This is a genomic window from Salinisphaera sp. LB1, assembly GCF_003177035.1.
Classification (GTDB): Bacteria; Pseudomonadota; Gammaproteobacteria; order Nevskiales; family Salinisphaeraceae; genus Salinisphaera.
Map to the genome: position 1 here is coordinate 1165781 of NZ_CP029488.1, position 19260 is coordinate 1185040.

General features: G+C 63.8%; 15 protein-coding genes. 14 read left to right on the top strand and 1 reads right to left on the bottom strand.

Annotated features, from left to right (window positions below; all coding sequences use genetic code 11):
* The first annotated feature begins 50 nt into the window (after positions 1–50).
* The 10 genes from SALB1_RS05305 to SALB1_RS05350 all read left to right on the top strand — a co-directional run bounded on the left by SALB1_RS05305 (position 51) and on the right by SALB1_RS05350 (position 13038).
* Positions 51–764 carry an SHOCT domain-containing protein gene (locus tag SALB1_RS05305; protein ID WP_109992910.1) on the top strand — a complete coding sequence of 238 codons (714 nt, stop codon included), beginning with the start codon at positions 51–53 and terminating at the stop codon, positions 762–764.
* A gap of 286 nt (positions 765–1050) precedes the next feature.
* Positions 1051–3765, top strand: a complete 2715-nt coding sequence (locus SALB1_RS05310) for a pitrilysin family protein (RefSeq protein WP_158590635.1) — start codon at positions 1051–1053, stop codon at positions 3763–3765.
* A gap of 157 nt (positions 3766–3922) precedes the next feature.
* Positions 3923–4666 carry a (Fe-S)-binding protein gene (locus SALB1_RS05315; protein WP_109992912.1) on the top strand — a complete coding sequence of 248 codons (744 nt, stop codon included), beginning with the start codon at positions 3923–3925 and terminating at the stop codon, positions 4664–4666.
* A complete protein-coding gene (locus SALB1_RS05320) occupies positions 4663–6153 on the top strand; it encodes a lactate utilization protein B (RefSeq protein ID WP_109992913.1) in 1491 nt (496 codons plus the stop codon). The genes SALB1_RS05315 and SALB1_RS05320 overlap by 4 nt, the downstream gene beginning before the upstream one ends.
* Positions 6150–6758, top strand: a complete 609-nt coding sequence (locus SALB1_RS05325) for an LUD domain-containing protein (RefSeq protein WP_109992914.1) — start codon at positions 6150–6152, stop codon at positions 6756–6758. The genes SALB1_RS05320 and SALB1_RS05325 overlap by 4 nt, the downstream gene beginning before the upstream one ends.
* A gap of 81 nt (positions 6759–6839) precedes the next feature.
* Positions 6840–7841 (top strand): virulence protein RhuM/Fic/DOC family protein, encoded by a 1002-nt coding sequence (rhuM, locus tag SALB1_RS05330; protein ID WP_109992915.1) that lies wholly within the window; start codon positions 6840–6842, stop codon positions 7839–7841.
* Between the two features lie 329 nt (positions 7842–8170).
* On the top strand, positions 8171–8929 hold the full coding sequence (locus SALB1_RS05335) for a LamB/YcsF family protein (RefSeq protein WP_109992916.1): 759 nt from the start codon (positions 8171–8173) through the stop codon (positions 8927–8929).
* On the top strand, positions 8926–10572 hold the full coding sequence (locus SALB1_RS05340; protein WP_109992917.1) for a 5-oxoprolinase/urea amidolyase family protein: 1647 nt from the start codon (positions 8926–8928) through the stop codon (positions 10570–10572). Before SALB1_RS05335 ends, SALB1_RS05340 begins: the two co-directional genes overlap by 4 nt.
* Positions 10569–12311: a biotin carboxylase N-terminal domain-containing protein gene (locus SALB1_RS05345; RefSeq protein WP_109992918.1), complete on the top strand. Its 1743-nt coding sequence runs from the start codon at positions 10569–10571 to the stop codon at positions 12309–12311. Before SALB1_RS05340 ends, SALB1_RS05345 begins: the two co-directional genes overlap by 4 nt.
* 37 nt (positions 12312–12348) lie before the next feature.
* A complete protein-coding gene (locus SALB1_RS05350; protein ID WP_109992919.1) occupies positions 12349–13038 on the top strand; it encodes a GntR family transcriptional regulator in 690 nt (229 codons plus the stop codon).
* 130 nt (positions 13039–13168) lie between these two features.
* Here SALB1_RS05350 and SALB1_RS05355 read toward each other — a convergent pair whose 3' ends face one another.
* Positions 13169–14386: an NRAMP family divalent metal transporter gene (locus SALB1_RS05355; RefSeq protein WP_199678704.1), complete on the bottom strand. Its 1218-nt coding sequence runs from the start codon at positions 14384–14386 to the stop codon at positions 13169–13171.
* A gap of 376 nt (positions 14387–14762) precedes the next feature.
* Between SALB1_RS05355 and SALB1_RS05360 the strand changes: the two genes are divergently transcribed.
* The 4 genes from SALB1_RS05360 (at position 14763) to SALB1_RS05375 (ending at position 19259) form a co-directional block, all read left to right on the top strand.
* Positions 14763–15332 (top strand): plasmid pRiA4b ORF-3 family protein, encoded by a 570-nt coding sequence (locus SALB1_RS05360; RefSeq protein WP_179950708.1) that lies wholly within the window; start codon positions 14763–14765, stop codon positions 15330–15332.
* A gap of 210 nt (positions 15333–15542) precedes the next feature.
* Positions 15543–15866 (top strand): helix-turn-helix domain-containing protein, encoded by a 324-nt coding sequence (locus SALB1_RS05365; RefSeq protein WP_109992922.1) that lies wholly within the window; start codon positions 15543–15545, stop codon positions 15864–15866.
* 168 nt (positions 15867–16034) lie between these two features.
* Complete coding sequence (hsdR, locus tag SALB1_RS05370; RefSeq protein WP_109992923.1) at positions 16035–18440, top strand: EcoAI/FtnUII family type I restriction enzme subunit R; 2406 nt, start codon at positions 16035–16037, stop codon at positions 18438–18440.
* The gene (locus tag SALB1_RS05375) at positions 18441–19259 is read left to right on the top strand and encodes an HNH endonuclease (protein ID WP_109992924.1); all 819 of its coding nucleotides are present in this window, start codon (positions 18441–18443) and stop codon (positions 19257–19259) included.
* The last annotated feature ends 1 nt before the right edge of the window (position 19260 follow it).

Genomic DNA, 19260 nt, shown 5'->3' on the forward strand with positions numbered 1-19260 from the left:
CGCCTCGATCGTCCCTACACTGGGATGATCAGAACCCGCTGCGACGCACCATGTCCCGCCTCAAACCCCATACCGAGCAGATCGCCGCGGATCTGGCCCAGCGGCACGGCTTCAGCAGAGACGCCGTCCGCCACATGATCCGTACGGTCGACGCCGGCTGGGGCGGCATGGCGGCGTTCGATCATCCCGAGTTCGGCGGCCCGGGCCAATGGATGCAGGGTGGCATGATCATGCTCAGCGAGCCCTTCAACCACAGCCTGCGGGCACGGGTCGACGCCCTATGCAGCGAGATCGCCGGTGTCTACGCAGCCGACGGCCCGCTGACCGAGCGCAGCCCGCAGGCCGGGGCGCCGGCCTGGCCGGAATACCTGGGCACACCGACCGCGACCGGCAGCCAGGGTGATCTGCACTATGCCTGGTTCGCTGACCAGCACCGCCTGGCCTTGATGCGGCACGGCCAGCTCCAGATCTTCGATACGGGCGATCACCGCATAACGGGGGTGGCGCAGCAGCAGGGCCACAGCCATGGCAACATCCAGTTCACCAGCCAGAACGGCACCATCGATCTCGCCTCGCTGACCCCGATCGACAATCCGACGACAAAGACGGACGAGCCTTCCACGGGGCCGTCATCGTCATCGAACCGGCGTGGCGGCGACGATATCATCGCCGCCATCGAACGTCTCGGCGAGCTCCGCGAGCGCGGCCTGCTCACAGAGGATGAGTTCAAGGCTAAAAAGACCGAGCTGCTGTCGCGTCTTTGAGCCTGCGCGCAACGGCGCGCGCCGGCGCTGCCCCATCGCTCGGCCTCACGGCGGTCGTACAACTGGACGCCGACGAAAATGGCCAGCCTCGGGGTTTGCGGTACGTCGGGTATTGTCACGCGTGACGCTCAAGGGCAGGACTGATATTCACGAAGGCATGCCACACGGCGACACCCAGACCGATATCCTCGGCCCGAAGCCCTGATCGTTTGCCGGGTTAGTAGGGCTTCGTGATACACCGTGGTGATTCATGCGTCGGGCAACCGGTTCACAAGGGAAAATTCTGATGTTCAAGTGCGTTCTACCGATCGCCGCGGCCGTCGTGGCGGCGAGCGCCCAGGCCGCCTGGGCCGATACGTCCTCGACTCAAACCGCGCCGCCGGCCAAGAGTGCCGCCGATTCACCGAGCCACACGCAGGTCGCCCGCGAGACGCTCGACAACGGCCTGCAGGTGATCGTGGTGCCGGATCGCCTGGCGCCGGTGGCGACCACGATGCTCACCTACAAGGTGGGCTCGCGCGAAGCGCCGAAGGGCTTTCCCGGCATGGCCCACGCCCAGGAGCACATGATGTTCCGCGGCGCGAAGGGTTTGTCGGCACAGCAGATCGCCGGCATCAGCGCCGCGCTCGGCGGCCAATCGAACGCGTTCACGACCAACGATTCGACGACCTACTACTTCACCGTCCCCAATCAGTTCACCGACGTGGCCCTGCGGCTGCACGCCGAGCGCATGAAGAGCGTGCTCGACAAGCCCGCCGACTGGAAACAGGAGCGCGGCGCGATCGAGCAGGAAGTCAGCCAGGACATGTCGTCGCCGATCCAGGTCGCGATCAAGCGCATGCGCGAAGCGCTCTACCAGGGCACGCCCTACTCGCATGATGCGCTTGGCACGCGCGCGTCGTTCAACAAAACGACCGCCAAGATGCTCAAGCATTTCCACGACCAGTGGTATGCGCCGAACAATGCGGTGCTGGTGGTCGCCGGCAATGTAGACGCCGACAAGATCCTGGCCGAGGCCAAGAATCTGTTCGGCGGCATCCCGTCCAAGAAACTGCCCGAACGCAAGCCGGTCAAACCCGGCAAGATCGAATCCAAGACCATCCACATGCCCACCGACAGCGGCTACGGCTTCGCGCTGATCGGCTCGCGGGCGCCGGGCAGCCGCAATGCACAGGCCATGGCCACCACCGAAGTGCTGGCCAGCGTGCTCAACAATCCGCGCGGCCCGCTCTACACGCAGATGGTGGCCAGCGGCAAGAGCCTGGCCGCGCGCTACACCACCCTGCCGGCGGCGCTCGGTTCGATCGGCGTGAGCTATGTCGTGTTTCCCAAGGGCGCGGATGCCGATGCGCTGGTCAAGCAAATGCGCTCGATTCTCGGCAATATCGCCAAGCACGGCATCAGCCCCGATCAGGTCGCCGCCGCCAAGCGCCAGCTCGTCACCCAGGACACCGCCGCGCGCGATTCGATCTCGGGGCTGGCGCATCGCTGGACCCAGGCCGTGGCGGTGGATCACCTGCAATCGCCGGCCGATCAGCTGGCCGCGATCAAGAACGTCACCGCGGCCGACGTGAACAAGATGCTGGCCAAACTGGTCCAGCCGGACCAGAGCGTGCTGGCCATTCTCAAGCCGGAAGGCTCGGGCGCGCCGCAGACCGGCGGCGGCTATGGCGGCAGCGAATCGTTCTCGCCGAAGAACGTCGGCCACGTGAAACTGCCGGACTGGGCGGCCAAACCGCTATCCAAGATCACCACGCCAGCGCAATCGATCAAACCGGTGGCAACCACGCTCGATAACGGCGTGAAGCTGATCACGGTGCCGTCGAACTCGGTCCATGCGGTGCACGTCTACGGCCATATCCGCAACGAGCCGGATCTGGAAACGCCGAAGAACCAGGAAGGCGTGAGCGATGTGGTCTCCGAACTGCTCGACTTCGGCACCACCCGGCACGATCGCAAGGCCTACCAGGCGGCACTCGACGCCATCGGCGCCCAGGCCTCGGCCGGCACCAACTTCTCGCTCACCGTGCTGCCCGATCATTTCGACAAGGGCCTCGACCTGCTGGCCGAGAACGAGTTGCACCCGGCCCTGCCCAAACCTGCCTTCAAACGCCTGCAGCAACGCGCGGCGGCGTCCCAGGCCGGCACCATCGCCAGCCCGGACTTCAAGGCCAACCAGGCGATGAAAAAGGGCATCCTGCCGAAGGGTGACCCGGCGCTGCGTTTCGCCACGCCGAAATCGATCGCCGGGCTTACCTACAGCGATGTCACCGCCTATTACCACAAGGTATTCCGCCCCGATCTGACCACGATCGTGGTGGTGGGCGACATCAGCCCCGATCGGGCCAAAAAGGCCGTGGCCGGTGCCTTCGGCGACTGGCAGGCCCACGGTCCCAAGCCGGACGTGACCCTGCCGAAGATCGGCGACAATAAATCGAGCTTCCACCACGTCCCCGACAAGTCGCAATCGCAGGATACGGTCCAGCTCGCCGAGTCCCTCGGGCTGACCCCCAACGCGCCGGACTATCGTGCCCTGAAGATGGCCAACCAGGTGCTCACCGGCGGCGCCTTCGCCAGCCGGCTGTATCGCGAACTGCGCGTGCAGCGCGGGCTGGTCTATTACGTGTCGTCGGGCCTCGATACCTCGCGCACCCGGACCCAGCTTGCCTTCCAGTATGGCAGCGACCCGGACAAGGTCGACGAAGCCGACAAGCTGATTCGCCAGGCGCTGGTGCGCATGGCCAAGGTACCGGTCTCCAGCAACGAACTGCACCGCGCCCGCGCCGGCCTGATCCGGCAGGTGCCGCTCAACGAAGCCGGCGCCGACTCGATCGGCTACGGGCTGCTGTCACGCGTCGAACTCGACCAGCCGCTGAACGAGCCCTACCGCGCGGCCCGGGCTTACCAGTCCATCGATGCCAAACAGATCCAGGCAGCCGTGAAGAAGTGGTTCCGGCCGGGCGACCTGGTGCGCGTCGTGCAAGGGCCGAAGCCGAAATAGGCGCCTCGACGCCGGCCGTGGCCACCGCTACGGCCGGTCTTTTCGAAACATGTGCATCTCCCGGATGACGGATCGCATCGGCCGATGCGCGTCGGGACCATTGCCGTTCGCGCCAGACGCGCTAGTCTGGTTGTTCCGCACCCGGTAATGGTGGCTCATGCGCATCGGTTTGTTCGTCCCCTGTTTCATCGACGCCTTCTATCCGCAGGTCGGCATCGCCACGCTCGAGTTGCTGGAGCGTTTTGGCTGCGCGGTCGATTATCCGTTCGACCAGACCTGCTGCGGCCAGCCGATGGTCAACTCCGGCTGCCACGCGGAAGCCGCGGCGACCGAGCAGTTGTTCGTGGACAACTTCGCCGCTTACGACGTGATCGTGGCGCCTTCGGGTTCCTGCGTGCACCAGATTCGCGACAACCTCACCGCGGTCGAGCAGACCGCGGCGGTCCAGCACGTGCGCGCCAACACGTTCGAGTTGGTCGAGTATCTGCACGACGTATTGAAGGTTGGCGCCTTTCCCTGGGCGAAATTCCCGCATAAGGTCGGCTACCACGATTCCTGCAACACGTTGCGCAACCTCGGCCACGGCAAACCGAGCGAGCTGCGCGGGCCGGATTTTTCCAAGCCGCGCGCCTTGCTGGAAAAAGTCGAGGGCATCGAGCTGGTCAGCCCGGCCCGGCCGGATGAATGCTGTGGTTTCGGCGGCACGTTCTCGGTTACCGAGCCGGAAGTCTCGGGCCGCATGGGCCGCGACAAGATCGCCGATCATGGCCGCGCCGGCGCCGAGTACATAGTCTCCGCCGATACCTCCTGCCTGATGCACCAGCAGGGTTGCGCCAAACGCATCGGTGCGCCGATCCGGTTCAAGCACATCGCCGAAGTCCTCAATGGGAGCGCGGCATGAGTACGCCCGATCCGAACCAGACCCTCAATTCCGCCGAGGCCGTGCACGAAGCCCAGCCGAAACCGGCCAAGGCCCGCCCGGGCCAGCGAGTCGACCACGCGGGTGCGGCGCGCGAGTTCCTGCACTCTCCGGTCCACGCCCAATCGCACGACGAACGCGTCTGGGCCATGCGCCAGCGCCGCGACACGGCGATGGAAACCATTCCGGAATGGGAGGAACTGCGTGATCTGGCCAGCCAGATCAAGACCCATGCGCTGACCCATCTCGACAAGTACCTGGAGCAGTTCGCCGACAATGCGGCGGCCAACGGCGTGCACGTACACTGGGCCGGCGATGCCGCCGATCACAACCGTATCGTGCACGAGATCTTTACCCGCCACGGCGTGAAAAAGGTCATCAAGTCCAAGTCGATGCTGATGGAGGAATGCGGCTTCCGCCATTACATGGAAGGCGTGGGCATCGATATCGTCGAAACCGACCTCGGCGAGCGCATCCAGCAGCTCGACAAAGAGGACCCGAGCCACGTGGTCGTGCCCGCCGTACACAAGATGCGCTCGGACGTCTCGCAGGTGTTCGCCAAGACACTCGGCTCCGACCCGAACAACGACGACGCGCATTACCTCACCGAGCAGCAACGCCAGGCCACCCGCCCGCTGATTCTGGATGCCGATGCCGGCATGACCGGCGCCAACTTCGCCATCGCTGAAACCGGCGGCTTCGTGGTTTGTACCAATGAAGGCAACGCCGATCTCTCGGCCAACGTGCCGAATCTGCATGTGGCCTCCATCGGCATCGAAAAGATCGTGCCGAAGCTCTCCGACCTGGGCGTGTTCATCCGGCTGTTGTCGCGCTCCGCTCTCGGCTCGCCGATCACCCAGTACACCTCGCACTTTCGCGCGCCCAAGTCGGGCGGCGAAATGCATATCGTGCTGGTCGACAACGGTCGCTCGAAGCGCCTGGCGGACGAACGCTTCTGGTCGTCGCTGAAATGCATCCGCTGCGGGGCCTGCATGAACACCTGCCCGGTGTTTCGCCGCTCCGGCGGGCTCTCCTACGGCGCGACCTACACCGGCCCGCTCGGGCTGATTCTCGACCCGTCGATCGACGCGTATCGCTATTCCAACCTGCCGTTCGCCTCGACGCTCAACGGCAGCTGCACCAATGTCTGCCCGGTCAAGATCAACATCCACGAGCAGATCTTCGAATGGCGCCAGGTGCTGGCCGAGGACGACATGATCCCGTGGACCAAGAAATCCACGCTCGCCGCCGCCGGGCGTACGCTGGCCTCGCCGCGTGCCTACCGTACGGCGATCAAATCCGCCCACTCGGCGCTCAAGCATCTCCCCGACTGGGCGCTCTACAACAAGCTCAACGCCTGGGGCCAGGTCCGCGACCTGCCCGAAGTGCCGGCCGAGGGCAGCTTCCACGACTGGTATCGCAAACATCGCATGGACCAATCCGAAAGCGCGAGCGGAGATAGCGAATGAGAGGCCGCAACGAAATCCTGGCCGACATCCGCGCCAACAAACCCAAATTCTCGGCTCCAGCCCCCGACGTGCCGAACTACGACGGCGACTATCCGGCCGATACGGCCGGCCTGCAAGGCCGCTTCATCGCCGTGCTCGAAAAAATGGGCGGCGCCTGGGCCGAGCCGGAAGCGGGCGAGCCCCTTGAGGCCACCCTGCGCCGGGCGCTCGCCGACCGGCTCGACGCCAACAGCATCATCGCCTCGAACGTAGGCGAGATTAAAGGCAACCGCCCCGTCCGCGCCGACGACACCCCGGCGTCGCTGCACGATGTCGATGTTGCCGTGCTGCGCGCGCGCTTCGGTGTGGCCGAAACCGGCAGCGTGTGCTTTACCGAAGCCGAACTCACCGCCAACGCCGTGGCCTATCTCGCCCAGCACCTCGTCGTCCTGCTCGACCCGGCCGCGATCGAGACCAACCTGCACCGGGCCTACCGGCGCGACGACTACAAAACCGCCCGCTACACGGTTTTCCACACCGGCCCATCGGCCACGGCGGATATCGAGGGCGTGCTGGTACGCGGTGCCCAGGGGGTGCGATCGTTGACGGTGATACCGGTTCGGTAAACCGGAACAGCCGATTGCATTGTGGCGGGTTTTGCTGCGAACTGGGTCGCGTGGTGAATTATTCGGGCGAGCCGTCTGCGGATGAGTGATAACAAACAAGCGCCGCTGCTGATCTATCAAGACGATGACAAATCCGTCGAAGTTCGACTGGACACATCGCAAGAAACGGTTTGGCTGACACAACGGCAGATGGGCGAGGTATTCGGCACCTCACCGGAAAACGTGCTGATGCATCTGCAAAACATATACGCCGACGGCGAACTGGCGGCATCGGCAACTACTAAGGATTTCTTAGTAGTTCGCCAGGAAGGCAAACGCCGGGTCCGGCGAGAGATCCGACACTACAACCTCGACGCCATCATCTCGGTCGGCTACCGCGTCAATTCCAAGCGCGCCGTACAGTTCCGTCAATGGGCAACGCGCGTATTGCGCGAACACCTTGTACAAGGCTGGACGCTCGCGCGACAGCGCTTCGAAACGAACGCGCAGGAACTCGACGCCGCGATGCGGCTGCTGCGGCAGACCGCCCAAAGCCCAGCGCTCGATGCCACAACAGGCCGCGGCCTGGTCGATATCGCGACCCGCTACGCGCAAACCTTTCTGCTGCTTCAGCGCTACGACGAAGGCCTGCTCACCGAACCACGAGCCGAGACTGGCGGACGCCTGCCGAGCCTGGCCGAGGCGCGCAAGGCGCTTGCCGATCTCAAGGCCGATCTCATCGAGCGCGGCGAAGCCACCGATCTTTTCGCCCGCGAACGCGGCGACGGTTTCGACGCCCTATTGACCAATCTGGATCAGAGCGTATTCGGCGAACCCGCCTATCCCACCATCGAAGCCAAGGCCGCCCACCTGCTCTACTTTGTGATCAAGAACCACCCGTTCGCCGATGGCAACAAGCGCAGCGCGGCATTCCTGTTCGTCGATTTTCTGTATCGCAACAATCGCTTGCTGGACAACAACGGCAACGTCCTCATCAACGACGTCGGCCTGGCCGCGCTCACATTGCTTGTCGCCGAATCCGACCCGGCCAATAAGGATGTGATGATCCGGCTGGTGATGCACATGCTGACCACCGTCGAATAGCATCACTGGGTACGCTCGTCCCGGCACCGATCAATCGGCGCCGCCTGCACCATGTAATCCAACTCAATCATGGGCTGGGGGAACGAACACAGCCATTAATTCGAGTGTGCGCGGCGTCGCTGTTGCGGGCTCGATCCGGCCGCGATCGAGACCAACTTCCATCGCGCCTAACAACGCAACGACTACAAAAACGCACGCCACACGGTTTTACACATGGGGCCGTCGGCCACCGCTTGGGAATATCCCGGTGCCGGGCCGCGCGTGATTGTTGAACAATCTAAGACGCTGAGGCATGGTTTAGCAAGATACCGCAGCAGAGGCTATTCGCGATGACGGCCATCGACATCAACAGCGACGTGGGCGAATCCTTCGGCCGCTGGCACCTCGGCGACGATGCCGCGATCTTCGAATCGGTGTCCAGCGCCAATGTAGCCTGTGGCTTTCATGCCGGCGACCCGTCCACGCTCGCCCAAACCTGTCGCGACGCGGTCGCCGCGGGCGTGACCATCGGCGCACACGTGTCCTATCGCGATCTCGCGGGCTTTGGCCGCCGCTTTCTCGACTGCTCGGCAAGCGAACTCGCCGACGATATCCTCTACCAGATCGGCGCGCTGGATGCGTTCGCCCGGGCCGCCGGGGCGCGCGTGCGCTACGTTAAACCACACGGCGCGCTCTACAACGCCGTCGTGGCCCACGAGGCGCACGCCCAGGCCGTCGTCGACGCGATCCGGGCCTACGACGGCAGCCTGCCTGTGCTCGGCCTGCCGGGTGCCGTGGTGCTCAAGAAAGCCGAAGATCAGGGCCTGCGCGGGATCGTCGAGGCCTTCGCCGATCGCGCCTACAACGCCGATGGCACGCTGGTCTCGCGGCGCGAGAAAGACGCAGTACTGGAGGACGACGACACCATCACCGCCAACATGATCCGGCTGGCGAAGGCGGGCGTGCTGATCGCGCGCGACGGCACCGAAATCCACGTCGATGCGGCCAGCATCTGCGTGCACGGCGACAGCCCGCATGCCGTGGCGACTGCCGCGGCCGTGCGTCGCGCGCTGGCGGACGCCGGAATCGAGATCCGCAGCTTCGTATGAGCGGCGGCCCCATACGATGGGTCGGCAGCCGGGCCGTACTGGTCGAGCGGGACACGCTGGACGAGGTGCTTGCCCTGCATGCATATCTGCTCGATCGCCCCCTGCCCGGACAGATCGATCTCGTGCCGGCTGCGAAGACGCTGCTGATCAAGTGCGACTCGCACCGCAATGCGGCCCGGGCCCACGCCGCCGTGCACGACATCCACGCTCCGCCGATCGAGCAGGCCGACGGCAAGACCGTCGAGATCGAGGTGGTCTACGACGGCGAGGATCTGGAAACCGTGGCCGAACTGACCGGGCTTGGCGTGGACGGCGTGATCGAAGCCCATACGCGCCAGACGTGGCGCGCCGCCTTCAGCGGCTTCGCCCCGGGCTTCGTGTATCTCGCCGCCGAGGATGACACGCTCGATGTACCGCGCCGCGATTCGCCGCGTACCGCCGTACCGGCCGGCTCGGTGGCCCTGGCCGGCCCGTTCAGCGCCGTGTATCCGCGCCGCTCGCCCGGCGGCTGGCAGCTGATCGGCCGGACCGATGCGCGCGTCTGGGATATCGAGCGCGAGGAACCGGCATTGATCCAGGCCGGCGATCTCGTGCGCTACAAAGCCGTCGACCGCCTGCAGCGCGAACAGGGTGACGAGACCACAGCCCGCGCGGAGGCACCGGACACCGTCGCCAAACCGGCCCTCGAGATCGTGGACCCCGGCCTGCAGTCGCTGATCGAGGATCTCGGCCGGCCCGGGCTGAGCCATCTCGGCGTATCGGTCTCGGGGGCGGCCGACGAAGCCGCGGCGCGCCAGGCCAACCGGCTGGTCGGCAACCGGGCCGACGACGCGGTGATCGAAACCCTGCTGGGCGACCTGACGATCCGTGCGCGCGGCGATCTAACGCTGGCCCGGACCGGCGCCGACACGCAAGCCACGATCGACAGCGAACGCGGCCCGCGCACGGCCCCGCTCCGGGCGCCGTTCGCCCTGCACGATAGCGAAACACTGACGCTGGCTACGCCGCAACGGGGCCTGCGCAGTTATATCGCCGTGCGCGGCGGGCTCGATGTACCGGCCGTGCTGGGGAGCCGTTCGCACGATGCCCTGTCCGGCATCGGGCCCGAACCGCTGGCCGCCGGCCGCGTGCTGCCGGTCGGGGCCGCCGGACCGTCGCATATCGTCGGCGCACCCGAACCCACGACCCTCGCCGAGCGCGACGAAGACAAGACCGTCGCGCTGCGCATCGTCCTCGGCCCCAGAGACGACTGGTTCAGCCCCGCCACCCGGGCGCGCTTCACCCGCCAGCGCTGGCGCGCGACCGAGCAGTCCAACCGTGTCGGCGTACGCCTGGATCTGGACACCGACAACGACAACGGCGCGGCACTCGAGCGCGACCGCGACGGCGAACTCCCGAGCGAGGGCACGGTGCCCGGCGCCCTGCAGATACCGCCGTCGGGCCTGCCCGTGCTGTTTCTGAAGGATCATCCGGTTACAGGCGGCTATCCGGTGATCGCCGTGGTCATCGCCGAAGACCTGCCCCTCGCCGCCCAGATCGCGCCGGGCGAGGCCGTGCGCTTCGCGGTGGTCGATCCAGACACGCTGGCGCCGATCGAAGACGACCAGGACGACGGCCGACCGCCGGCCGAGGAATCGCCATGAAGAAAGTACTGATCGCCAACCGCGGCGAAATCGCCGTACGCATCGTGCGGGCCTGCCGCGATGCTGAGCTCGCCTCGGTGGCCGTCTATGCCGACAACGACGCCGATGCGCTGCACGTGCGTCTGGCCGATGCCGCCTACGGCCTCGAGGGGACCACCGGCGAACAGACGTATCTGAATATCGACAAACTGCTGGACGTCGCTGAACACGCCGGCGCGGATGCGGTACACCCGGGCTACGGCTTTCTCTCCGAGAACGCGGATTTCGCCCAGGCGGTGATGGATGCCGGGCTGATCTGGATCGGGCCGTCGCCACAGGCGATTCGCGATCTCGGCAACAAGGTCACCGCGCGCGAAATCGCGGTCGCCACCGGCGCACCGCTGGTGCCGGGCTCGAACGGGCCGGTCGACAATGCCGATGCGGTGCGCGAATTCGCCGAGGCACACGGGCTGCCGATTATCATCAAGGCAGCGTTCGGCGGCGGCGGACGCGGCATGAAGATCGTGCGCCGCGCCGAGGATATCGAGGACGCCTTCGATTCGGCGGTGCGCGAGGGCAAGACGGCCTTCGGCCTCGGCGAATGCTTCGTGGAACGCTTTCTCGACAAACCGCGGCACGTCGAAGCACAGATCCTGGCCGATACCCACGGCCATATCATCGTCGTGGGCACGCGCGACTGCTCGCTGCAACGGCGCAACCAGAAGCTGGTCGAGGAAGCCCCGGCGCCGTTTCTCAGCGATGCGCAGCGCGCCGAAATCCATCGCTCGGCCAAGGCGATCTGCCGCGAGGCGGGTTATACCGGGGCCGGCACCGTCGAATACCTGGTCGGCCACGAGGGCGAAATCTCCTTTCTCGAAGTCAATACCCGCCTTCAGGTCGAGCATCCGGTCACCGAGGCCACCAGCGGCATCGATCTGGTGATCGAACAGTTTCGGATCGCCGACGGCCAGGCACTGCGCGTGACCGAGGACCCCGAACCGAGCGGCCATGCCTTCGAATTCCGTCTCAACGCCGAGGACCCGGCGCGCGGGTTCCTGCCGTTCCCGGGCACAGTCGAAACTTTCGAAGCACCGACCGGCCACGGCATTCGTATCGATACCGGCGTGCGCTCCGGCTCGGTGGTGCCGGAGACCTTCGACTCCCTGCTGGCCAAGCTGATTGTGCATGGTGAGACGCGCCCTCAGGCGCTCGCACGCGCCCGGGCCGCGCTGGACGAGCTCGTGATCAAAGGCCTGCCGACCGTCGTGCCCTTTCATCGCGCCGTGCTCAACGAGCCGGCGTTCACCGATGCCCACACCTTCGACGTCCACACAAGCTGGATCGAGACCGAATTCAGGCAGCGGCTGGCCGCGTCGCCGGAGCTGGCGGCCGCCACGCCGGATGGCACGCGACAAAAACTGACGATCGATGTCGATGGCCGCGCGGTACAGCTTGGCCTGCCGGCTGCGCTCTATGCGGCCCTGATGCATCCCGGCCAGCACAGCACGGCGAGCGGGGCGCCGGACGCCGGCGAGGACGCGGCCGACGAATCGCAGGTCGTCGCCTCCATCAGCGGCAATCTCGTGAAATGGGTGGTCGAAGACGGCGCCGAAGTCGCCGCCGGCGAGGCGCTGGCCGTGCTCGAAGCAATGAAAATGGAAACCACCGTCGCCGCCCCGCGCGCCGGGCGGTTTTCACGCGGCGAACAACAGCCTGGCGATCGCGTGACCAACGGCGAGGCGCTGGGCCGCATCGAGTAGCATCGCGCTTTCGCCGCCAGAACGCCGAAACAGGACCATGAATTTGCGCGACAGCACACCAGTCACGATCGACGACCAGCCGCGGGCCGAACACGCCCACACCGGCGCCTGGGTTGCGGGCATCCTGCGCACGCGAATCGCCGATGGGCAGCTCAAGCCGGGTTCGCGATTGTCCGAACAGGCGCTGGCGACCGCTCTTGGGGTTTCGCGCAACACGCTGCGCGAAGCCTTCACCATGCTGGCGGCCGAATCGATCGTGCGGCGCATCCCCAACCGCGGCGTGTTCGTCGCCTCACCGGGCCCAGACGACGTGCGCGAAATCTACAACGTGCGCCGTGCGATCGAACCCGGCGCGGTGCTCTGGGGCCAGCCGAGCGAAGACGCGCTCGCACATATGGCGGCGATCATCGATCAGGCGCACCGTGCCCGCGATGCCGGCGACATCACGGCCATGGCCGACGCCAACCAGGCGCTGCACAAGGCGATCGTCACGCTCACCGGCAGCCGCACGCTCGAACGGCTCATGGAACGCGTGCTGGCCGAAATGCGCCTGATCTTCCACGCGATGGCGTCCATGCCCGACTTCCACAGCCATTACGTCGAACGCAACGGCGAACTGGTCGCCCTGCTACGCGCCGGCCGGCGGCAGGACGCCGCCGAGCGCCTGCGCCAATATCTGGACGTGGCAGAAACCGAACTGCTCGGGCATTTGGCCGCAACGCGATGACGGGATGGACGCGGCAAATAGCGAGGTGTCGCGATCGAGGCCGCTGAGCACGAGCCTCCTCGATTTAACCCAAACTACAGTCGAGTTGGGCCGGCGTTTTGCGCGCCGCGCGCCGCCGGCCGTCGCCGGCTCAGCCCATCAACTTCTCCAGCCCGCCCAGCGAACTGACGCCCAGAAACAACGTAAGCAGCCAGGCGATCGCCCCCACGCCGAGCAGCCAACGCGGATACGCGTAACCGCCAAGCAGATCGGGCCGGCGCCAGGCCACCCACAGCAGCAGACCGAAGCCCACCGGCAAGATCAGCCCATTGAAGGCGCCGGCGAAAATCAACAGCACCTGCGGCGCCTGCCCGAGCGCGGCGTAGATCGCGGCACAGCAGACGATGAACACCACCGTCACCCACTGGCGCGTACGCGGCGCGGTGCTCGACAGCGTGATGAACGATACCGACGTGAACGCCGCACCAATCACCGAAGTGAGCGCCGCCGCCCACAACACCACGCCGAACACGCGCATGCCGATGTCGCCGGCCGCCGCTTTGAAGGCATCCGCGGCCATGTTCTCGCCGGCGATATGCGCACCGCCCGCCACCACGCCCAGAATCGCCAGGAACAACAATGCCCGCATCACGGCCGTAATGACGATGCTCAGCACCGAACTCCTGGCGATCTCGCCTGCATATTCCGGACCTTTGGCACCGGAATCCAGTAGCCGGTGCGCCCCGGCATAAGTGATGTAGCCGCCGACCGTGCCGCCGACCAGTGTCGTGATCACCAGGAAATTGATCTGGCTCGGCAGCACTGTGTTCGTGAGTGCGGCGCCCAGGGGCGGGCTGGATACGAACGCCACATAGAGCATCAGCACGATCATCACCGCGCCGAGCCCCATCACCACACGATCCAATGCCACGCCGGCCTTGCGGATCGAGAAAATGCCCACCGCGATTGCCGCCGAAACCACACCGCCAATCTTGGGGTCCACGCCGAGCATGGCGTTCGCGCCCAGCCCTGCACCGGCGATGTTACCGACGTTGAACACCACCCCGCCGAGAAACACCAGCGCCGACAAAAACCAGCCCAACCCGGGCGCCACCCGGTTGCCGAGCTCCTGCGTACGCAGCCCCGACACGCCGACCACACGCCAGACATTGAGCTGCACCGCAATATCCAGCAGCGTCGACACGAGAATGGCGAACGCGAACGCCGCGCCCATCTGCACCGTGAACACCGTGGTCTGGGTAATGAACCCGGGCCCGATGGCGCTCGTGGCCATCAGGAACACCGCGCCCAGCATCGCCGTCCGCCTGGCCCCGGACATCATCCGGCCGTTCGAAAGCGCATCTGCCATGTGTCACTCCAGTGGGAATAGGCGAGCCGGAAAGCCCACGATCGAATCTAGCAATTGTTGAACAATCCAGAAAGACTATTGTTCAACAACTTTCGTCGTAGGCGTCGCAAGCAGCGTGCCCTCAATTGCCCCGACCAAGCGCATTGCTCAGAGCCGATCAATCGTCGATCCGGGGCATGACAAACCTGTGGGCTTTGCGCCACCATGGAGCGCAAGCCACCTTCTTTATGTAACGGATACACAGCGGTCACTCGCATATTGCCTGGCGCCGATTCCGATACGGCCAATAAAAAATATGGCGCCGGGCCAGTAATAACCGTGCCGACCGCTGCCTAATGGCATCACTGGAAGCCGCTATCGATTGCCGGAGCCTGGCATGACCGACATCGTTCTTCGCATCGAACTGTTGCACACCGACCCGCTCGTCTGGCGACGTGTGCTCGTCCCGGCACAGATCAACCTGCGCCGCCTGCACGACGTCATCCAGCTCGTCATGGGCTGGGAAGATGACCACCTCTATGAATTCGAGTGTGAGGGGCGTCGCTATGGCGAGCCTGACCCGTTCGGTGTTCCCGGCATGGATGACGTCGCGCAAGCAGCCAATCTGAAGCTGCAAACGCTGGTGGCGCGATTGAAGAAGAACGAATTCCACTACCTCTACGACTTCGGCGACGGATGGGAACACCGGATCGTCGTCGAACAAAGCGGGCTGGAAAACTCCAACCCGTGCCCTCGCGTACTGGACGGCGCCATGGCCTGTCCTCCCGAGGATATCGGCGGCATTCCCGGTTACGAGGCATTCAAGGCCGCCCTCGCCGGCCATGCGGACGAGCACGGCGAAATGCTGCTCGAAGCGATCGGTTCCGACTTCGACCCGACCCTATTCGACCAAAACGAGGCCGCCGCCGCGCTGGTGCCGATTCAGGCCGGTTTTCGTCGCACCTAAAAGCCTGTATGCAAGGCCTGCCGAATCGGTTCCACCACCCCATTTCAGGCGCCCAACTCAGGACACGAATCGCCTGTTTCGTTTATCGCGAATTGACTGACACTCCAACGACGTCATCGCGAGACACGCATAGCCGCAGAAACCTCTTCCACGTCGTGACCTGATGCCGAATACGCAGTCCTCGCCCTGCTGCGTCATCTTCTGGCCGCTATGGCCGAAGGGCATGCGATCGCGATCGTGCCGACGCATGCAGAACTCACCACGCAGCAGTCGGTCCATATGCTGAATGTTTCCCGGCCCCATCTGATCAGGCTCCTGCAAGCTGGCGAAATCCAGCACACCAAAACCGGCTCGCATCGCCATATCCATTACGAAGATATCTTTACCTATCAACAGGAGCAGCGGCCGAAAGCAGAAAGCTGCTGGCGGAACTCGCCGAGCAGGCTCAGGACGACAATATGGACGACTGATGCAGTTCATCGTCCTGCTCAACGCCTGCGTTTTCGATCCCGCCCCAGCTTTGCAGACAGCTAGAGTAGACCGATGCACGACGCGTGGATTCGTGACTTCCGGGCCGACGTCACCCCCGAACCTTCTGTTGCACACGCCTCATACGCTTGTTTCTAAAACGCATGCAGCGCCACGCAGCGGCGCAACAATACGTTAAAGTCAGGTTCCGGGGGACTAGACCGAGGGGACGGCTTGAATAAGCCAGACTTCAGCGAACGTGATATCTGCACCAAATTCATTACGCCGGCGCTCGAACGCGTTGGCTGGGATTTGCAGACCCAGGTCCGCGAGGAATTCTCGTTCACGGCAGGCCGCATTATTGTACGCGGGCGGTTGCATGCACGCGGGCGCCGCCGACGCGCTGACTACGTGCTGAGTTACCAGAAAAACCAGCCCATCGCAGTCATCGAAGCCAAAGACAACACGCATGCGCTTGGCGACGGCATGCAACAGGCCCTTTCGTACAGCGACGCTCTTGACGTACCGTTCGTGTTTACAAGCAACGGCGACGGCTTTCTGTTCCACGATCGCACCGGATTATCGGAGCATACGGAAACACCACTCACGCTCGACGAATTTCCATCACCCGACGAACTCTGGCGGCGCTACTGCCAACACAAGGGAATTGGCGAAGCTGCACAGCCGGCTGTGGAAGAACCGTACTACGACGACGGCAGCGGCAGAACGCCCCGCTACTATCAGACCGTAGCGATCAATCGCACCGTCGAAGCTATTGCCAAGGGTCAGAATCGCATTCTCCTTGTAATGGCAACGGGCACCGGCAAGACTTTCACCGCCTTCCAGATCATCTGGCGGCTCTGGAAAGCCGGGGAGAAGAAACGCATCCTATTTCTCGCCGACCGCAACGTGCTGGTAAACCAGGCCAAGAACAACGACTTCAAACCGTTCGGTCAGGCCATGACCAAGGTATCCAATCGCACGGTCGACAAGTCCTATGAGATCTATCTCGCCCTCTACCAGGCCGTATCAGGCAGCGAGGAAGAAAAGAACATCTACAAACAGTTCTCTCAGGAGTTCTTCGATCTCATCGTGATCGACGAATGCCACCGCGGTAGCGCAGACGCCGATTCGGCCTGGCGGCAGATTCTCGACCACTTTTCCAGCGCCACGCATATCGGGCTCACGGCGACGCCGAAGGAAACCAAAGCCGTTTCCAACATCGATTATTTCGGCGAGCCGATTTACACCTACTCACTCAAACAGGGAATCGAGGACGGGTTTCTTGCCCCCTACAAGGTCGTACGCATCGATCTGGATAAGGATCTGCAAGGCTGGCGGCCGATGGATGGGCAGACCGACAAGCACGGCCATCTCATCGAAGACCGTATTTACAACCTAAAAGACTTCGACCGCCAACTGATACTGGAAAAGCGCACAACCACGGTCGCAACGAAAGTAACCGAGTTCCTCGCCAGGACCGACCCATATCAAAAGACCATCGTCTTCTGTGAAGACATCGATCACGCCGAGCGCATGCGCCAGGCGCTGATCAATCTCAACCCGGAACGGGTACGGGAAAATCGCAAGTACGTGATGCGAATCACCGGCGACGAAACCGAAGGCAAGGCAGAGCTCGACAACTTCATCAACCCCGAAGAGTCCTACCCCGTCATCGCGACCACCAGCAAGCTAATGACAACTGGCGTCGACGCCCAGACCTGCAAGGTCATCGTACTTGACCAACGCATTCAGTCCATGACCGAGTTCAAGCAGATCATCGGTCGCGGCACGCGCATCAACGACGAGTTCAACAAACACTGGTTCACGATTCTGGACTTCAAGAAAGCGACCGAGCTGTTTGCCGACCGCGACTTCGACGGCGACCCAGTCAAGATTTACGAGCCCGACACCGGCCAATCCGTTGTGCCTGATGACGAGCAAGGAACCAACCCCGACACACCTGCGATCGCCGAAGAGCCGGAAAACTATGGCATCGATTCCGGCGAAGCATGGCACTCCGACGATACCGATGCCGACTGGAACGCAGATAATCAAAAAACTACCGGCCGTACCCGCTATGTGGTGGATAACGTCGAAGTAAACGTCGTCGCCGAGCGCGTCCAGTATCTCGGCCCGGACGGCAAGCTGATTACCGAAAGCCTCAAGGACTACACCCGCAAGAAGGTTCGCGAGCAATTCAGCTCGCTCGACGACTTCCTGCACCGCTGGAAAGCGGCCGACCGCAAGCAGGCCATCATCGATGAATTGGCCGAGAAGGGTGTGTTCTGGCACGACCTGATGGAGGATGTCGGTGAGAAACTGGGCGCCGAACCCGACCCGTTCGATGTCATCTGCCATATCGTCTACGATCAGCCGCCGTTGAGTCGCCGCGAGCGTGCCGAACAAGTGCGCAAGAACGACTACTTCAAGCGTTACGAAGGTGCCAGTCGCGCCGTCCTCGAGGCCCTGCTGACCAAATACACTGATACCGGCATCGAACCCATCGAGGACGTGAAAGTCCTAAAGCTCGATCCCTTCAGCCGGATGGGCTCGCCCATGGAATTGCTCGGCGCATTCGGTGGCAAGGAAGAATACCTCGCCGCGGTACGCGATCTCGAACAGGAGTTATATGCCTAAATGCTCGACTCACATCAGATACGCCGCGCGCTAGAACGGGCAGGGCTTAAGATTGAACGCGACCGTCCACGTATAAAAGGATTGGAAACGACGAATGGCGTACGGGTCTACCTGAAGACGTCTGGAATGGATGGAACGGCTGCCGCGCACGAAGCACCGCTTGTCTTAAATCCGACGCTAGCAGCGAAGAGCACGGACATCGACAAGATTGATGGACTGTCAGTTCAGTGGTCGGACCCATTTCACAACTCGAATATGGCCGGCTATCCCAAACGTCTACACACCGGGAAGACGCCGATCACGTATGGCTACGAGACTAATGTCGAGTCGGAAGAAGCCTTGCACGCGCTACTTGCCGTCATCGATCCGGCGGCCTATCGGGGTGCCCCAACCGCGTTCGACGACATCGAGGAGCAGCGGCGCGATCTGCCCGCAGATAACACGACTCGCAAGGCACTTATCGACGCCCGCCTCGGCCAGGGCAAGTTCCGGAAATCGCTTATCGACTACTGGGCAGGCTGCGCGGTCACGGGCGCCGAGAACCTCACCATGCTCCGCGCCTCTCACGCCAAACCTTGGAGGGTCTCGACCAACGTGGAACGCCTCGACGTTTACAATGGTCTGTTACTGACCGCGAACCTGGACGCGGCTTTCGATGCTGGGCTGATCACTTTCGAAGAGACTGGCGCCATACGTATCAGCCGTCACTTCGCCAACGCGGCGGCCTTCGGTATCGCCGCGGATATGCGCCTGCGCAGCATCGAAACAGCGCACGACAGCTATCTGCAACACCATCGCGAACACGTCTTCGAGCATTAAG